The organism is Klebsiella sp. B345, from assembly GCF_051131735.1.
GTDB lineage: Bacteria > Pseudomonadota > Gammaproteobacteria > Enterobacterales > Enterobacteriaceae > Klebsiella.
In genome coordinates this window covers 2,336,499-2,353,736 of record NZ_CP180443.1, presented here as the reverse complement: position 1 = coordinate 2,353,736, position 17,238 = coordinate 2,336,499, and the positions used below count along the sequence as shown (strand labels likewise).

Genomic DNA, 17,238 nt, shown 5'->3' with positions numbered 1-17,238 from the left:
GCTATTCGCCAAAGGCGTTTTTCAGCCATTGGATGTCGTTTCCGGTGAAGGCTACCACATCGAAACGGCAATCCACAGTGTCAAAGCTCCCATTATGCCGGGAGAGCCACAGACGGGCGGCCTGCAGGAGCTTTTGTTGTTTTCTTTGCGTGACGCTGGCGGCAGCATCACCGTAGCGGGCATTGCGACGATAGCGCACTTCCACAAACACGGTGGTCACACCATCGCGCATGATGAGGTCAATTTCGCCGCCTCGCTCACGGGCGTTGGCGGCGACAAACCGAAGTCCTTGATCTTCCAGCCACCGACGCGCCTGGTTTTCCCAGGCGTCGCCGGTCTGTTTAGTTAGTTGGCTGAGACGACCTGTCCGTGCTGGTACTTGAGCCATGACAATTTCCTGGTGATCACACAGTCAGGCGTGGCCGTCAGATCGCCGGTATTACCGTTCAGCTCGAAGCCCGGGGTCTGGCGCATCTGGGAGAAATGGTTAGCCAGCGACCAGGCATCCGCACCCATCGCATACAGGCGAGCCAGCGAATAATCGTTGCGTACGGCAGAGAGCGCCTGCTGCATCAGTGCCGGGTTGCTGCCGGCCAGCATCGGGATCTCACTATACTGCAAACCTTCCATCTCCAGACGGAAATCGGGGCCTGCGGTGCCCTGAGCGCTGCGGGAGCTGGCGTACAGGGTGGCGCCGCTTTGGCTGCCGTTGCGTAGAGCAATCATCGGTTTGATGTAGCCAATCTGCTCTGGTGTGGCGAGGATCCAGGTCGCATCAACACCGCCTGAGCTGCTGACCGGCACATCTTCCGCGCTACCGAGGGTGCTGTCCTGCGCTGACGGCAGCGTTGACACCGGCGTACCGGTCAATGAGATACCGCTGTTCACGCTGGATTTCAGCTCGGCGGTGGAGCCGAAACGCTGCTGCAGGACGGTTCCGCCGCCCAGTTTTAGCCATTCGTTAGCGAAAGCGCTTACCACACGATCGCCGAGGGCGCCGCGCGGCGCCAGCAGCAGCGGCGTTTGTTTACCTTGATCGTGGATATGACGCGCCGCATCGCGAGCTTCATCTTCCGGCGACAGCGCGAAGTAGCAGATATTCGCGCGGTTTTCGACTTTCTCCGGCTGGTTCAGCGCCAGCACGTTCAGCGAGGTATTGCTCTTGATAACATCCTCGACGTTATCTTTGAGCAGCGGCCCGACGACGATGGTCGCGCCGTCCTGCTGCACCTGCGCTAACAGCTGGCTCATCGGCTGAGAGCTGGTGTCATAAATTTTCAGTTCTGCCGCCGGGTTGGCCGGGGTCGCCGCCACGCCCTGAACCGCAGGCGTAGTGACCGCGGGTTGTTCGGTTGAGGTGGCGGTGGTATCGCTGGTGGTAGCCGGCGCTGGCGTTGTCGTCGGCGGGGCCTGGTCGGCGGCTGGAGCCTGCACCGGCGCCTGGGTGGTACCGGTGGTGGTCAGGTCGGTTACTTCAGCCTGGGAAGGGCTGACGACGTCGTTGGTTGCGACATTTGCCGCCTGGGCGACCTGCGCAGGAACGGCGCTGCCGGCAACGGCAGGCGCGCCATTTTTGGCGGCTTCAAAACCTTGCTGAATGGTACGGCCAAATACGGCGGCCTGGCCGTTTAAGGGCAGCAGAAGGGCAATCTTATTGACCGAGGCCGGCTGATAATTTTGCATATTCACCAGCGCCGTCGGCAGCATTTTGGCGCCTGGGTTCTGCGGATAGCGGGTCTGCCAGTCTTTCACACCGGCTTTGAGCATGGTGGGATCGTTGCGGTTATCGAACCACATACGCTGCAGATCCAGCCACCCTTGCAGGACGTTTTCATCCGCGTTGATCACCAGCGCGTTGGCCTGATCCTGGGTCATGGTGGTGAGCGCTTTCCAGGTGGCATCGATATTCTGCTGCTGCTGTTTCGGCTGAGTCAGCAGCGGCTGCTGAGCAATGAGCGCTCGTAGCAGCGAAATAGACGGGCGGCCCTGGCTGGCATCGATTTGCGCCTGCCAGTAACGCGACTGCTGATATTGCTCCAGGCTGGCCGGATCAAGCTTATCCAGCAGCGTCTGGGCGCCCTGGAAATCGTTCATCGCCAGTTTTACTTCCACGGCCAGTAGGGACTGCTCCCGGGCCTGTGCGGCGTTGAGATTTGACGGTAGCTGGTTGAACAGGTCAACGGCCTGCTGTTTTTTACCTTCCTGTAGCAGCGCATGAATGGCGAGTAATTGCCAGTTGGTCTTGCTATCATTCGAGCTTTGCTGCATTTGTTGCAGGTAATAACTGGAATCTGCCTGTGCTGTACCCTGTAAAAACGCCGTGCTTTGATCCGGGGTATGGGTGCCGCAGCCAGCAAAGATCAGAGCGGCCAGCAGTACGGGCAGACAACGCACGGGTTTAGAACGAAGAAATGTTGACGGTACCATATGTATCCAGTGATATTTTTTTGGCTCAATGCTCAATATTAATTCGGCAATACGGACGAGACAATGAAACAACACGAATCAGCAGATAATTCTCAGGGACAGCTCTATATTGTGCCCACTCCGATAGGAAATCTGTCTGATATCACGCAACGTGCCCTGGAAGTGTTGCAAGCTGTTGATTTAATTGCGGCAGAAGACACCCGTCATACCGGTTTGTTGCTCCAGCATTTTGCGATTAACGCCCGTTTATTTGCGTTGCACGACCATAATGAGCAGCAAAAAGCTGAAACACTTCTGGCGAAATTGAAAGACGGACAGAACATTGCGTTGGTTTCGGACGCCGGGACGCCGCTGATCAACGATCCGGGCTATCACCTGGTACGCACCTGCCGTGAGGCGAATATTCGCGTAGTTCCGCTACCGGGGCCGTGTGCGGCAATCGCGGCGCTGAGCGCAGCAGGCTTGCCCTCGGATCGTTTTTGCTACGAAGGCTTCCTGCCCGCCAAATCAAAAGGCCGTCGCGATACGTTGAAGGCGCTGGAAGAAGAGCCGCGCACCATTATCTTTTATGAATCAACGCACCGCCTGCTGGAAAGCCTGGAAGATATCTGTACGGTACTGGGCGAATCCCGCTATGTGGTACTGGCGCGCGAGCTGACCAAAACCTGGGAATCGATCCACGGCGCACCGATTGGCGAGCTGCTGGCGTGGGTGAAAGAGGATGAAAACCGTCGTAAAGGCGAAATGGTGCTGATCGTCGAAGGGTTTAAAGTGCAGGAAGAAGCGCTTCCCGCCGATGCGCTGCGTACCCTGGCGCTGCTGCAGGCGGAACTGCCGTTGAAGAAAGCCGCCGCTCTGGCCGCCGAAATTCATGGCGTGAAGAAAAACGCGCTGTATAAATATGCCCTGGAGCAGCAGGGGGAGTAACCGTATCAGGAAGTCAGGAATGCCATGTTGGCATATGAAAAAATGGTGGAATGGGGCACTCAGCTACGCTGTCGGAAGAAAAGGTGATGGCTCAGGATATCAATGTTTCCGCCAGAACCGTTGAACGGTATCTGAAGACATTACAGTAGAAGGGGCGATTACAGCGCACGGGGGCAAAGAAAGGGAGAGCCTGGCAAATTCTCTAGCCTGCTCACCCTGGCCGACGCCTTATTGCTATACGACGTGCAACTCAATCGCCGTACTTTGCAATGCATGACGATACTCTTCAGTTATCCCGCTATCGGTAATCACGCAGTGGATTTTCTCCATCGGCAGAACCTGGTTGAACCCGCGACGGTTAAATTTGCTGGCGTCTAACACGGCAACCACTTTATGCGCCGCGGCGGCCATGACGCTGCTGATGGAGTAGCCTTCATTAAAGGTGGTGATGCCGTTGGTGGTGTCGATACCGTCGGCGCCGACAAACATCAGATCGGCGCTGATGCCCTGAAGCGAACGCTCGGCGATGGTGCCATGCATGGAGTGCGTTTTGTGGCGCACGGTGCCGCCGCACACCACCAGGGTGATATCTTTATTTTCCGACAGAGTGAAGGCCGCGGGCAGACTGTTGGTGATCACCGTGATATTGGTCATGCGCACCAGCGCTTCGGCAATCAGCAGGGTTGTACTGCCGCTATCGAGGATAACCGTCATGCCCTCGCTAATCATCGCCGCGGCGGCCTGGGCAATCCGCTTCTTAGGATCGCTGGCCAGCAAATAACGATCTTCGAGTATGACCTCCAGGCTATCTCCCTCGGTCAAATTACTGCCCGTTCTGGCGGCACCGCCGTGAAAACGGGTGAGTAACCCTTTTTCTTCCAGCAACCGGAGGTCGGCCCGAATCGTGACTTCGGAGATGCCAAAAAGGTTCGAAAGGTCCAGCACCAATACGCTACCCTGCGCGTTGACCATTTCGACGATTTTGTTCCTTCGCTCAAATGAGTTCATATTAATTTGCCTGATAATTAACTGAACTTAGTGTAATCGAAGGGTAACGAAAGGTGAACGATAATTTTCGAAAGGTTATGTGAGCCAGCTCTGATTGCTGGCTCTGGCGGTCACGAGAGCTTAAGCAGAATTTTCCCCTGCATCGGTGCGCCATTGAGCGCCTGGACTTCGCGAGCAAAGCTTTCGGCATCGCCGATGTGGGCAATCAGCGGGGTGAGCTGAATGCGCTTTTCGGTCAGCAGGCGCGCCGCCGTTTGCCACTCTTCACCCGGCCACGGTCCGGAGTAGTTCATCCAGCTGCCGATGATACTGAGCTCTTTACGCAGGATGTATCCGAAAGTTGCGGAAGGCAGGGTTAAGTCGTGGTGTAGCGTACCCACCAGCGCCAGCTGCGCGCGCGGTCCGGCAACCTCAATCCCCAGCGCGACCGTTTGTGGCGTTCCGGCGGTTTCAAGTACCAGCTGGTCGAACTGAATTTCTTCCAGTGCCGTCTGAATCTCTTTGCCGCTCATCTCCCTGCTGTTAAAGACACGGGTGGCGCCGAGGGTTTTGGCCAGTTCCAGCTTCTGCGGGTTGATGTCGATGGCGGTGATGCTTTTGGCTCCCAGTTCACGGGCGCACTGCATTGCCAGCAAGCCAATGGTGCCTGCGCCAATAATAATGACGTTTTTTCCTTCGCAGCCCTGTGCCAGGTGAAAGGCGTGAAGGCCCACCGTAATCGGCTCGATAAATGCGCCGTCGTCAATCGGCATCTGGTCCGGCAGACGGAACAGGTTGGCACGTTTAACCACCACGTACTGAGCATTTCCGCCTTCGCTGCGCGAGCCGACAAACTGGTACTGCTTGCACAACGAGAAATAGTTGCGCTGACACTGCGGGCAATCAAAGCAGGGGAGCAGTGGCACACAGGCTACAGCATCGCCCGGCTGCAGATCGGTTACCGCAGAACCGTACGATTCAACATAACCGCTGAACTCGTGGCCCAGCGTAATGGGATAGTAGTGTGCACCTTTGGCAAAGATGCGCGGGATATCAGAACCGCACAATCCGGAGCTGACGACTTTTACCAGCACATCGTTTTCCGTCTGTAGCGTCGGGATTGGGCGCTCTTCAACGCGCACGGTCCCCTCAGCATGGATGACCACTGATTGCATAATATTCTCCAGAAATGTCCGGGGGAGCGAGTGCTCCCCCTTGAGATTAAGAAACGGTGGGGTTTTGTTGCGCTACGGTTGCTTTCTCCGCAGCTGCAAAGTTGCGCGCCCGACGCCACGTCAGCAATACGCCGGCAATATAAATGACGCCGATGACGGCAAAGCCGACCACATTTTGCCAGGTGAAAAGCTGGATGAGCAGCCAGGTAATCGGCGAACCGCCCTGGTCCATGGAGGCCACCAGGCCACCCGCTTTCAAAGCGCCAGCATTAGCTGCCAGTTGGGTATGCAGGCCGATGGTCTGTGTTGCAATCCAAAGCGTAATTCCCATCAGGATGATCCCGGAAATCAGCGTACGGAACAGGTTACCCTGATGCACTGCAACCGCCATGGCCACGAAGAAACCGATGGTGGCCAGGTCACCGAACGGCAGTACCTGGTTGCCCGGTACCACGACCGCAATAAGGATGCTCAGCGGAATGAAGATCAGGCTGGCGGAGACTACCGAGGTGTGACCAAGCAGCAGCGCCGGGTCGAGGCCAATCAGGAAATCCTGTCCACCGAATTTCGCCTGCAGACGTTTACGCGCCTGTTTGGCTATCGGGTTCAGACCATCCATGATCGGTTTGATCACCCGCGGCATCAGCAGCATCACGGCACCGGTTTTGACCGCCAGTTGCAGAATGCCCTTCAGGTCGTAGCCTGCCAGCGCACCAATGACCAGACCCATCACGAAGCCGACGGTGACTGGCTCGCCGAACGGACCGAAGCGTTTCTGGATGTCGTCAGCGCTGAAGTGAATGCGATTCAGGCCGGGGATTTTTTCGATAATCGTATCGACCAGCACCGCGATTGGCCCTAAATACGCCGAACTGCCGTGTGGAATGGCAATGCCGTCGAGGCCGAAAAAGTCGCGGGTATCTTTCGCAAACCAGTCGCCGAGTTTGTAAACGAAAGCCGCGTGTACCACGACGCCGAGAATACCAATCCAGTAAGAACCGGTGGCGATATGCAGCATCGCGCCGGTAAAGGTCATATGCCAGATATTCCAGATATCGACGTTCACGACGCGGGTCATTCGGGTGACCAGCATGATGATATTGACCGCGATAGCGATAGGAATCGCCACCAGCGCGATTTGCGACGCCCAGGTCATCGGTGACGACCCTGGCCAGCCAATATCAATTACGTGCAGGTTAATCTGGAAATGTTCAGCCATTGCTTTCGCGGCGGGGCCGATAGAGTCGAGCATCAGACCGATGACCAGACCGATACCGACGAAGCCAATCCCGATGTGCAGGCCTGATTTAAAGCAATCCCCGAGCTTCATCCCCAGCAGTTTGGAGAAGATAATGATCACGATCGGCAGCATGACCGTCGGACCAAGATCGAGGATATAGCGCATGATTTCGCTAAACATGGACGTTACTCCGCAAGGATGTTCAGGATTTTTTGCTGCAGCTCTTCAATACCTACCCCGGAAATGAAAGGCATGCCGTGCACTACCGGAATGTCGCCAAAGGTTCTGTCGACCCGGGCGGTGGTACAGATGAGGTGGGCGCCGTCCATATAGGTTTCGATTTCATTCACGCGACACTGCACCAGGTCCAACTCGATGTTGTGGTCTGCGCACAGGTCTTTGATCTCTTCTGCGGCCATGGTGGAGGTGGCAACGGCGCCACCACAGGCTACGATGACTTTACGTTTCATAGGGTACCCCTTTTATTATCAGTATTTTATAAAGCCTGAACGCTGGGTTCTGACTCAAGGATCGCGTGCTGAAACAGCGCTGGCAGCTGTGCTTCCGGGGCCGCCAGTAATGCTTCAAGCGTGGTCGGGTTTTGTAGCTCACTAAATAACCGGCGCAGCAGTTGGAGCTGTGCGGTCGGATTTTCAACAATCAGCGCGATAATCAGCGAAACGTCGATGTCACCGTCGTCATCTGCACGCTGGAAGGGAACCGGGCTATCTGGTCGGATCAAATAGATAGCCGGAGACTTTGCATGCACCGCCTCGCAGTGAGGAATCGCCACCGCATGCTGCTCCAGCGCGATGCCCGTGGGGAAGGTTGCTTCTCGCTCGAGCAGCGCCAGCGGGTAGCTATCGTGCACCACGCCGCGTGCCAGCATCTCTTTGCCGATGTGTTCCAGCGCCTGTTGGCTGGAGCTGAAATGAATGCCGGTACGCACAAATAATTGACTCATAAATCCTCTTTGCTTCAGGCGGTTTCAGATGAACAGCCGTAACGGTAAGCACGCAGCACATCCTGAATCTTGTCGAGGATGAGGTCGTGCGGCGCGGCGGCAAGTTGGTTTAACGACAGTCGTTCGAACTGTACCGGCATATACTGGCTGATAAGGCCCAGCGGCAGTGTAGTCTCGGTCAGGTTTGCAATTAATTTCTCAACGCTTTGACGGATTCGCGGGTGCGGCCAGTAGTAACGAATGCGATCGGACAGGCTGAAGTGGATATCCACCATGGCCTGGCTCCAGGTCGGGCGGTAGTACTTCTTCCAGTAACCCGGTTCGTTAAGCATCACTTCGTCAATCACTTCCATCACCCGGCTGCGGGACTCCGGAGCGACCAGTTCATTCTCCATTTGGGCGAGGGCGAAAATGGCTTCGCGTAAGGCGAAGGTCAACGCCGGTCCGACTTTCAGGATGGCGTAGTGATCGCGGACCAGCGCACGATAGGCCTGACGCGACTGATAGTCCGTGGAGTGCGCTTCGTAGACCATCGGCGTGCGTTCAATCCACGCGGACAGGTCTTTGGCGGCTTCCGGCTGATAATGGATGATTTGCGTATGATCGAACTCGACGCCAGGCTGCACCACAATTGCAATAACCCGCTCCAGAGCCGCTTCCAGGCCCAGCTTACGGAATGCCCCTTCATGAGTTTCCAGCGTGGCTGCCGCATCCTGTGCACGGGTCACGTGGACGCTGCCAATTGTGCTGGCTTCACCGCCCGGTACCGGGACCTCGGTGCCGATTACATAGGTCAGATGGCGTTTCAGTTCATCGCTTGCCGTCTCTTCTGCGGCCTGGCACAGACGGGCCGCACGTTCGGCGACGACGGCAGGGTCCAGCGGCACCGGGTCATCGGCACAGGACATCGAGGCATCAAGATGGATTTTGCTGAAGCCGGCGGCGACATAGGCTTTTATCAGATCGACCGATTTCTCCATCGCATCGGCAGCAGGTTCGCCTTGCCAGCAGTTTGGACCAAGGTGATCGCCGCCGAGAATGATACGCTCTGACGGAAAACCGACATGTTGGGCGATGTTATTCACAAAATCACGAAAGTCTGCAGGCTGCATACCGGTGTAGCCGCCAAACTGGTTAACCTGGTTAGATGTCGCTTCGATCAGCACCTTGTTGTTGGTATGCAGATCGAAACGTAACGCCGCTTCAATAACCAGCGGATGTGCGGAACAAACTGAACAGATGCCGATGTGTTCGCCTGCTTTGTGGCGGGAAATAATTTCTTTCATTTTAATCCTCCGTTTCCTTTCGAATATATTCGTTATGTTTTGTTTGTGTCGCAAACTCCTTTGTTTTGATTTGTGATCTAACCCGAAAAAAAGAAAGATAAAACGTAATATTGCGAAAGTTACGGATAAAAAAAACGCTCTGGCGACGACGACAGAGCGTTGTTAATTGATTGAAATTCAACTAAATATTCGTGAAATCCAGCTTCGTTTGGGCTTTTCAACTGGCTGAACGGTTTGCCGGGGTTGAGCGGCGATTTCACCCAATCCGGCATTAAAGGCATCACTAATGGCATCCAGCGCCTGGTGGGCATCTTCTCCGCTGGCCATAAAGTGCAGACGATGTCCCTGTTTTGCGCCGAGAGAGACCACCCGCATCAGGTTTTTGGCATCGACAATCGCGGAACGCGTGTCGAGATTTTCCACCCGAATTTGTGATTGCCACTGTTTAACCGCTTTGACCAGCACGGCGCTTGGTCTGGCGTGCAACCCGTGGGGGTTGCGTAGGGTAAACGTCGCCTCTTCGTCAAACTCCGGGGGCGGCACGATTTCCTCCCCTTCAGCGGGAAAAATATGACCCGCCAGAATGTCCAGCACCGCCTGTGGACTCTCGGCGCGCGATAGCGCGCCAGGTACGCGATCGTCACTCAGGGAGTGCGTGAGCTGGCGCAGAATATCGAGGTGTTCATTATCCTGGGCGGCGATGCCGACAATCAGATAGGCCGTCTGCTCCTCTCCCCAGTCCACCCCCTGCGGGCAGGCCAGCACCTTCACGCCGGTTTTCGATACCGCATCGCGGCTCTGCGGCGTACCGTGGGGAATGGCAATACCGTTACCGAGATAGGTGCTGATTTGTCCTTCGCGCTCGCGCATACCGTTCAGATAGGCGGGCGTGGTATGCCCGGCTTCGGTTAAACGCCTGACGACGTGCTGCAGCGCCTCATCTTTCGTTTTGACCTCATGGTCGAAATAGATATCTGCGGAAGTCAGTTGCATAACATGTTCCTTATTTAATGGCTCCGGCAAGGGCCGTCGCTTCCTGGGTTCGTTTTTGCCATAGTCTCCAGCAACCCAGCATGACTGCCCCGCAGGCGGAACCGGCAAGAATACACAGCACCCACATCAGCGGTTTGCTCACCAGCGGCAGGATCAGGAAGCCACCGTGCGGCGCAGGAACCTGGATATGCAAGCTATAGCTCAGCACTGCTGAAATGGATGAAGCAATCATCATCATAGGAATGACGCGTAAAGGGTCTTTGGCTGCGAAGGGAATGGCGCCTTCAGTGATATGGGTACAGCCGAGGATGTAGTTGACCATCCCGGCGGCACGCTCTTCTTCACTGAATCCTTTCGGGAAAAAGGTGGTAGCAAGGGCAATCACCAGCGGTGGCGTGATACAAGCAGCGGAAACGCCAGCCATGAAGAAGTAGTTACCTTGGCCAAGCAGCAGGGTGCCGGTGACATAGGCGGCTTTATTCACCGGGCCACCGAAGTCAAAGGAGCACATCGCGCCGACCACGATACCCAACAGAATCGGGTTCGCTTCCTGCAATGAGCTCAACCAGCTCATCATGGCATTGTTGATGGCGGCGACCGGTTGCCCCAGCAGTACCATCATTACGCCAATCACCAGCACGCCAACGAGCGGCATAATGAAGATAGACTTCAGGCCCTCATACTGACGCGGCAGACCGTTGAGCATATTGCGGATGAGCAACATAAAGTAGCCGGCGGCGAAGCCGGCGATAATCCCGCCGAGAAAGCCAGCTCCAGTCGCGTTGGCCAGCAGTCCGCCAACGAAGCCGGCTACCATCCCGGGGCGCCCGGAGATAGACCAGGCAATATAGGCCGTGAATATCGGTACCATGATGGAGAAGGCCTGCTGACCTACTTTCATCAAGGTAGCGGCGATAACATTGTATTGTGGTGAATTTGGGTCGGCGGAGTAGATGCCCCATAAGAAGGAGATGGCAATCAAAATCCCTCCGGCGACGACAAACGGCAGCATGTTAGACACGCCGCTCATCAGGTGCTTATAGACCTGGCGACCGAAAGATTCTTGCTCGTATTTCTCCGTCGACTCCTGAGAAGACGATATACCCTGACGAAGCGTCGCCTGACCGTTGATCACTTTATTAATTAAATCGGCCGGATGATGAATGGCCTCTTTTACCGGTACTTCAATTACCGGAAGACCATTAAAGCGCTCAACATTAACATCTTTATCTGCGGCGATAATCACGCCGTAAATATTTTTGAGATCTTCTGGAGTAATGGCGTTTTCAACGCCAGAAGCCCCATTGGTTTCAACTTTAATATCGATATTTAATTTCTTTGCTGCGGTTTTTAAGGCTTCTTCAGCCATAAACGTATGGGCAATACCTGTAGGGCAGCCGGTAACTGCTATAATTTTTTTCATAATCGGACCTTTATAATTGGACGACCTGAATTTGCTGTAATAATTCTTCTGTGCGTTGTAACGTTCCTAATCCAGCGGATGCGGCAACATCAGCCCCGGTCGCGCTGGCTAATGCCAGCGCATGAGCGACATCTTCTTTGTTAAGCCAGCGACTGAGAAAAGCACCCAGCGCGGCATCACCGGCACAGGCCGAGCTCACCAGTTCAATTTTCGGTGCGGAACAGAACCACACCCCTTTACCGTTAGAGAAATAGAGCCCTTCAGCCCCCATCGTCAGCAGAACGTTGCGGGCGCCCAGCTGGTGAAGCGCTTGCATCGCCGCCTCTACCTGCTTAGGGTTACTGACTTCCAGGTCAAAGATTTCCCTCAATTCATCATCATTGGGTTTGATCAGTAACGGCTGTAATTCCAGGAGCTGGCGCAGGATCGGATGGCTGATATCGAGAATAACTTCACACCCTTTCTGCTGGCAGAGTTCGATTATTTCGCCATAAAACCGGCTTTCCATTCCTGGCGGTAAACTACCGCTGATCACTAAATAATCTCCAGGCGCGATGCATTGCAGGTGATAAATAATCTGCTGCTTGCAGTCATCATCTATTTTCGCTCCGGGGTTAACAAGCTTATATTCTTCCACTCCATCGTTAATAAAAATATTAATTCTGGTAGGTTCTGAGACCCATGCCGGCGTCACTTTAATTTTCTTCTGACGTAGCTCTTCAACAATATAACGACCCGTAAAGCCACCGAAAATTCCCATAACATGGGTGGGTTGCTGATAATGATTTAATATCAGAGAGACGTTGACCCCTTTGCCGTTTGGGCAATATTCCGTGCGCTGGGTTCGATTAACCACAGAAGGCTGCAACGGATCGCAAAAGATATTCATATCGATCGCTGTATTGAGAGTCAGGGTATGGATCACGACATTGCTCCTTTGATCCGAAAGTTACAGTTGCCCTTCGCAGCCGCAAACGTGAATGACTTTGCGCACAACATCTTTCATCGCCGCTTTAGCCGGCTTCATGTAATGGCGGGGATCGTTGGCGCCAGGGTTTTCCGCGAAGTACTGTTTTAGCGCATCAGAAAAGGCGATTTTCAGTTCTGTGGCGACATTGACTTTACAGACGCCCAGCGAGATTGCCCGGCGGATATCGCTATCCGGAAGGCCTGATGCGCCATGTAATACCAGCGGCACGTCAACACAATCGCGTATGGCGGCAAGGCGCTCAAAATCGAGTTTTGGTTCCGCAGCGTACAGACCGTGTGCGGTACCGATAGCCACTGCCAGCGAGTCGATGCCGGTACGTGCTACAAATTCGCGAGCCTGCTCCGGGTTGGTATACAGCGCATCTTTGGCATCAACAACCAGATCGTCTTCCACACCGCCCAGACGGCCGAGCTCGGCTTCTACGCTTGCATCATAGCGGTGGCTTAGTTCGACCACGCTCTTGACCAACGCCACGTTTTCTTCAAAAGGAGAGTGTGAACCATCGATCATGACGGAGCGGATCCCGGCCTGCACTTTACGAGTGATATCGCCGAGATCTTCATGGTGATCGAGATGCACCGCCAACGGTAGATCCCAGAGTTTTGCCAGATCGCGAGCGATCGCCACAACGTTACCGGTTCCCGCATAGCTGTAGGTTCCTGGGGTACCGGCAAGGATCAGAGGGGAACGTAGTTCCGCAGCAGTTTCAACCACAACCTGCATCGTCTCAAGGTTGTGAATGTTAAAGGCTGGCACGGCGTAGCCGAGGCGTTGGGCTTTCGACAGCATATTTTTCGTGGAGATGATGTACATTTATACCTCTATTTTCATATTGTAAGTTAACTTATGTATTTAACCTTCGTTTTGAAAGTAATGTAGCGATCGTCTCGGCGAATTGTTGTGATCAACTGCACACAACAATCATGTCTGTTTAAAAATGAAAGTTATTCGATCTTGTTTGTTTTCTTTTTTAAAAGTATCTTAAACAGACTTGTTGTTTTTAATTAGTTGAATTTAATGGTTTTAATTTTAAAGGCAGTGCCTTGTGGCAGCGTGGCGTTTGACAATGTGATGGGGAAATTTAAAAATGAAAGTTATTCCGGGAGATCATTAAGAAGGCGCAACACTGTGGCAAAACCGTCAACCAGCCTGCTGAAAAGGCGTTTAGACATCGCGGAGATCGTGCGCAAAAACGGAGAGATTAAGGTCGACGATCTGGCTGAAATGCTGGCTGTCTCCGGGGTGACGATTCGTAACGACCTGAATTACCTTGAACAGCAGGGCTACCTGAAACGTTCTTTTGGCGGTGCTATATACACTTCTCAGGCAGGGGCTCCGGTCGCCCGGACTCCGGAAACCTCAGTGGTAACCGATAAGGCGCTGGAAACTGAAATGGCTCGCCAGATTGCCGCGCAAATCGAAAATAGCGAGACGCTTTTTCTGGGGCAGGGATCGATCTTACGCAAAGTGATCCCCTTCCTTGCAGGCTATGACGAACTCTGTTTGCTATTAAACGATCTGGCGCATGTGCCACTGGCACAGGAGTTTCTTAATGGTGAAACCGTGCTGCTTGGCGGTGTGCTGGGGAATACCGGCAAAATAGTTGAAGGCGAACTGGCGTTGAGTGCGTTGGGCCATTATCGCCCTTCACGCGCGTTGATTGCCGTCGACCATATTGCCGACGATGGCACCTTAAGCGTCAGACAAGAGGCCAGCGCCCGTCTGCTGAGTGAAGCGGTGACTCAAAGTGAGCGGGTTATTGCGGTGGTGGCGAACCGTCCGGTCTATGGCGACAAGCGATACGCGATTGGTGAATTGCGGCAGATGAGCGGCATCGTGACGCCACAGGTAGTGGCGGCGGAATATCATTCCCGTCTTCTCGCGGCCGGATTGACTAACAGCTATACCAATAATGAGTGCCTGACATGGCTCAACCCTGCTTTGCAAAAGGCAAAGTGAAGGAGTGGTAATGAACGTGACCATTTGCACCATCGGCGAACTGCTGGTGGAGTTTCTGGCGAAAGAAGAGAACCAGGGGTTTTCTCGCCCGGGAGAGTTTTGGGGGCCATATCCCAGCGGTGCGCCGGCAATTTTTGCCGACCAGGTGGCCAGGCTGGGTTTTGGTTCAGTTCTTTTTAGCTGCGTGGGTAATGATGCATTTGGTGAAATGAATATTGCGCGGCTGGATGCTGATGGCGTCAACGTCAACGGTATCGCTATACTGCAAAAAGCAACGACCGGTAGCGCTTTCGTCAGCTATCGGAGCCAGGCGCAGCGCGATTTTATTTTTAATATGCCGAACAGCGCCTGCGGCCTGTTAACGGCCGACCATATTGATGACCACCTGCTTAACCAGTGCAACCATTTTCACATTATGGGCTCATCACTGTTTTCGTTTCGCATGATCGATGCGATACGCAAAGCGATAGAAAATATCAAAGCGCGAAACGGGACGGTGTCGTTCGATCCGAATATCCGCAAAGAGATGCTCAACATCCCTGAAATGTTGCAGGCCTTTGAATATATTCTTGATTATACGGATATCTTTCTGCCAAGCGACGGCGAACTGGATTACTTTGGTCTCAATCCAGGCCGGGATGAACAGGTGCTGGTGGATAAACTGCAAAAGCGCGGTGTAAAGCATGTGGTCATTAAACGCGGCCCGCGTGGCGCAAGCTATTTCAGCGCTGAGGAAACGCATCATGTTGCCGGTTTTAATGTTCCGGTAGTGGATCCAACGGGGGCGGGCGACTGCTTTGGTGCGACTTTTGTCAGCCTGTTCCTGTCAGGCGTATCGCCGCAGGAGGCGCTGAGATGGGCCAACGCCAGCGGTTCTCTGGCGATTGCCCAACGTGGGCCAATGGAAGGGACTTCGACAAAGTTGCAGATAGAGGCCTTTCTTAACGACCATCAATAAGATGGGAGATCCCGCTCGACATGCTTCGAGCGGGTCAGACTTTTTTCGCCGATCAGGTCACCGGCGCCGGGTTAAACACTGCCAACTGATTATGCAGGCCCCAGCGGTCAGAGAAGGTCTTCTTGCGACCGCTCGCCACATCAAGAATAAACTCAAACAGCTTCAGGCCGACATCTTCGATGGTCTCTTCGCCAGTGGCGATGGTCCCGGCGTTGATGTCCATTAAGTCATACCAGCGGTTTGCCAGCTCGGTGCGCGTTGCCATCTTGATGACCGGCACCGCCACCAGACCGTATGGCGTGCCGCGCCCGGTGGTAAACACCTGCACGGTAATTCCTGAGGCCACCTGCTGGGTGCCGCAGACAAAATCGCTGGCCGGGGTGGCGGCGAAGATCAGGCCGCGTTTCGTCGGGCGCTGGCCCGGAGACAACACCTCGGCAATCGCGCTTTTGCCCGATTTGGCGATAGAGCCCAGCGCTTTTTCCACCACGTTTGCCAGACCACCTTTTTTATTGCCCGGAGATGGGTTGGCGCTGCGGTCGGTTTTCCCCTGGTCGAGGTAGTTATCGTACCAGGCCATCTCTTCGAGCAGACGCTTACCAACCTCTTCGTTGATCGCCCGCGGCGTCAGCAGATGAATGGCGTCGCGAACCTCGGTGACCTCAGAGAACATGACGGTTGCGCCGCAGCGAACCAACAGGTCGGAGGCATAGCCTACGGCCGGGTTGGCGGTCACGCCGGAGAAGGCATCGCTGCCGCCACACTGCATACCGACCACCAGTTCAGAGGCCGGGCAGGTTTCGCGCTGGCGGGCGTTCAGTTTCGCCAGATGACGCTCGGCGACCTGCAGGATATCTTCCACCATCGATTCAAAACCGACGTGATGTTCATCCTGTAAACGCACGATGCTGGCGCTGTCGACGGCAATCGGCTGAACATCTTCGGTTCCCTGCAACAGGCGTTCTGGCTGAAGTTTTTCACAGCCGAGGCCCACGACCATGACTTCGCCACCAAAGTTTGGGTTCAGCGAAATATTATGGATGGTGCGGATAGGGATCACCGCGGCGGGGGCATTGATCGCAACGCCGCAGCCATACAGATGGTTAAGGCCAACCACACCGTCGACATTCGGATATTTTGGCAGCAGGTCACGTTCAATAATTTTCACGACATAATCCACAACCCCAGCCACGCAGTGAACGCTGGTGGTGATCCCTAGCAGGTTCTTGGTGCCGACGCTGCCATCCGCATTGCGGTAGCCCTCAAAGGTGTAGCCGGTAAGCGGCGGGAGAGGCTCCGGCACTTTTGTCGCCAGTGGCAGCGTGTTTAATGGCGGCGCGCTCGGGAGCTCAACCATGGACTCGTCAATCCAGCTGCCGCGCACGATATCGCGTACGGCGTAACCAATCACCTCGCCGTAGCGGATGATTTCGCCGTGGGCAGGAATATCGACCAGCGCCACTTTGTGGCCTTGCGGGATATGCTCGATCAACGTCAGCCCATCAGGGAAACGCGTTCCGGCCGTTAAACCTCGATCGTTAACAATAATCGCCACATTATCGGTATCGTGTACTTTTATATAAAACGCCGTCGGCGATTCTTGTCTAATTTCAATGTCAGCCATTGTCCAGTATTCTCCAGCAAGGTGCGAATAATTAAATAAATAGGTTATTCAAAGGGTGCCACTGTGATTTGTTAAATAAAGAATGTCAGGTGTTCATGATTTAAAATGTGATCTAAATCACTCATTGTGGCGAGAGCCAACGCGACAGTAAGGGAAAACGCCGGAACTGTGCATCAGCGCCCATTTGTTATTGCGTTTGCACAGTAATAACTGGTTTTTGTCGTTGTTTATGGGTTATATGCACAGTGTTCAATGAGCGCCGGCTGATTATACTGAATCATGCT

Annotated in this window: 16 protein-coding genes; 3 read left to right on the top strand and 13 right to left on the bottom strand. The window is 54.4% G+C overall.

Features of this window, described 5'->3' with window-relative positions; genetic code table 11:
- Position 1: 1 nt before the first annotated feature.
- Positions 2-388 carry a YraN family protein gene (locus tag ACMYSO_RS11015; protein WP_434582941.1) on the bottom strand — a complete coding sequence of 129 codons (387 nt, stop codon included), beginning with the start codon at positions 386-388 and terminating at the stop codon, positions 2-4.
- Positions 346-2,427, bottom strand: a complete 2,082-nt coding sequence (locus ACMYSO_RS11010; RefSeq protein WP_434670524.1) for a penicillin-binding protein activator — start codon at positions 2,425-2,427, stop codon at positions 346-348. Before ACMYSO_RS11010 ends, ACMYSO_RS11015 begins: the two co-directional genes overlap by 43 nt.
- Before the next feature lie 63 nt (positions 2,428-2,490).
- Between ACMYSO_RS11010 and rsmI the strand changes: the two genes are divergently transcribed.
- Positions 2,491-3,354 carry a 16S rRNA (cytidine(1402)-2'-O)-methyltransferase gene (rsmI, locus tag ACMYSO_RS11005; RefSeq protein WP_434670523.1) on the top strand — a complete coding sequence of 288 codons (864 nt, stop codon included), beginning with the start codon at positions 2,491-2,493 and terminating at the stop codon, positions 3,352-3,354.
- Positions 3,355-3,588: 234 nt separating this feature from the next.
- Here the strand turns inward: rsmI and ACMYSO_RS11000 are convergent, their stop codons facing one another.
- The 10 genes from ACMYSO_RS11000 to ACMYSO_RS10955 all read right to left on the bottom strand — a co-directional run bounded on the left by ACMYSO_RS11000 (position 3,589) and on the right by ACMYSO_RS10955 (position 13,226).
- Positions 3,589-4,362 (bottom strand): DeoR/GlpR family DNA-binding transcription regulator, encoded by a 774-nt coding sequence (locus ACMYSO_RS11000; RefSeq protein WP_434670522.1) that lies wholly within the window; start codon positions 4,360-4,362, stop codon positions 3,589-3,591.
- Positions 4,363-4,472: 110 nt separating this feature from the next.
- On the bottom strand, positions 4,473-5,516 hold the full coding sequence (gene gatD / locus ACMYSO_RS10995) for a galactitol-1-phosphate 5-dehydrogenase (RefSeq protein WP_434670521.1): 1,044 nt from the start codon (positions 5,514-5,516) through the stop codon (positions 4,473-4,475).
- A 46-nt stretch (positions 5,517-5,562) separates the two neighbouring features.
- Positions 5,563-6,936, bottom strand: coding sequence for a galactitol-specific PTS transporter subunit IIC (locus tag ACMYSO_RS10990; RefSeq protein WP_434670520.1), 1,374 nt, complete (start codon positions 6,934-6,936; stop codon positions 5,563-5,565).
- A 5-nt stretch (positions 6,937-6,941) separates the two neighbouring features.
- Complete coding sequence (gene gatB, locus ACMYSO_RS10985) at positions 6,942-7,226, bottom strand: PTS galactitol transporter subunit IIB (protein ID WP_112213604.1); 285 nt, start codon at positions 7,224-7,226, stop codon at positions 6,942-6,944.
- 26 nt (positions 7,227-7,252) lie between these two features.
- Positions 7,253-7,720, bottom strand: coding sequence for a PTS galactitol transporter subunit IIA (gatA, locus tag ACMYSO_RS10980; protein WP_434670519.1), 468 nt, complete (start codon positions 7,718-7,720; stop codon positions 7,253-7,255).
- Positions 7,721-7,734: 14 nt separating this feature from the next.
- Positions 7,735-9,006, bottom strand: a complete 1,272-nt coding sequence (gene gatZ, locus ACMYSO_RS10975; protein ID WP_434670518.1) for a tagatose-bisphosphate aldolase subunit GatZ — start codon at positions 9,004-9,006, stop codon at positions 7,735-7,737.
- A gap of 177 nt (positions 9,007-9,183) precedes the next feature.
- Positions 9,184-9,999, bottom strand: coding sequence for an HPr family phosphocarrier protein (locus ACMYSO_RS10970; RefSeq protein WP_434670516.1), 816 nt, complete (start codon positions 9,997-9,999; stop codon positions 9,184-9,186).
- 10 nt (positions 10,000-10,009) lie between these two features.
- Positions 10,010-11,422, bottom strand: a complete 1,413-nt coding sequence (locus ACMYSO_RS10965) for a PTS fructose transporter subunit IIC (RefSeq protein WP_434670515.1) — start codon at positions 11,420-11,422, stop codon at positions 10,010-10,012.
- A 10-nt stretch (positions 11,423-11,432) separates the two neighbouring features.
- Entirely contained in the window at positions 11,433-12,347 is a 915-nt protein-coding gene (gene pfkB / locus ACMYSO_RS10960; protein WP_434670514.1) for a 1-phosphofructokinase, read from the bottom strand.
- A 24-nt stretch (positions 12,348-12,371) separates the two neighbouring features.
- A complete protein-coding gene (locus ACMYSO_RS10955) occupies positions 12,372-13,226 on the bottom strand; it encodes a tagatose bisphosphate family class II aldolase (RefSeq protein WP_123756361.1) in 855 nt (284 codons plus the stop codon).
- Positions 13,227-13,541: 315 nt separating this feature from the next.
- Between ACMYSO_RS10955 and ACMYSO_RS10950 the strand changes: the two genes are divergently transcribed.
- Together ACMYSO_RS10950 and ACMYSO_RS10945 are read left to right on the top strand one after the other, a co-directional pair.
- A complete protein-coding gene (locus ACMYSO_RS10950) occupies positions 13,542-14,372 on the top strand; it encodes a DeoR/GlpR family DNA-binding transcription regulator (RefSeq protein ID WP_434670513.1) in 831 nt (276 codons plus the stop codon).
- A gap of 10 nt (positions 14,373-14,382) precedes the next feature.
- Positions 14,383-15,330 carry a sugar kinase gene (locus ACMYSO_RS10945; RefSeq protein ID WP_434670512.1) on the top strand — a complete coding sequence of 316 codons (948 nt, stop codon included), beginning with the start codon at positions 14,383-14,385 and terminating at the stop codon, positions 15,328-15,330.
- 52 nt (positions 15,331-15,382) lie between these two features.
- On the opposite strand, the gene garD is transcribed toward ACMYSO_RS10945, so the two are convergent.
- The gene (garD, locus tag ACMYSO_RS10940) at positions 15,383-16,954 is read right to left on the bottom strand and encodes a galactarate dehydratase (RefSeq protein ID WP_434670511.1); all 1,572 of its coding nucleotides are present in this window, start codon (positions 16,952-16,954) and stop codon (positions 15,383-15,385) included.
- Positions 16,955-17,238: the final 284 nt, after the last annotated feature.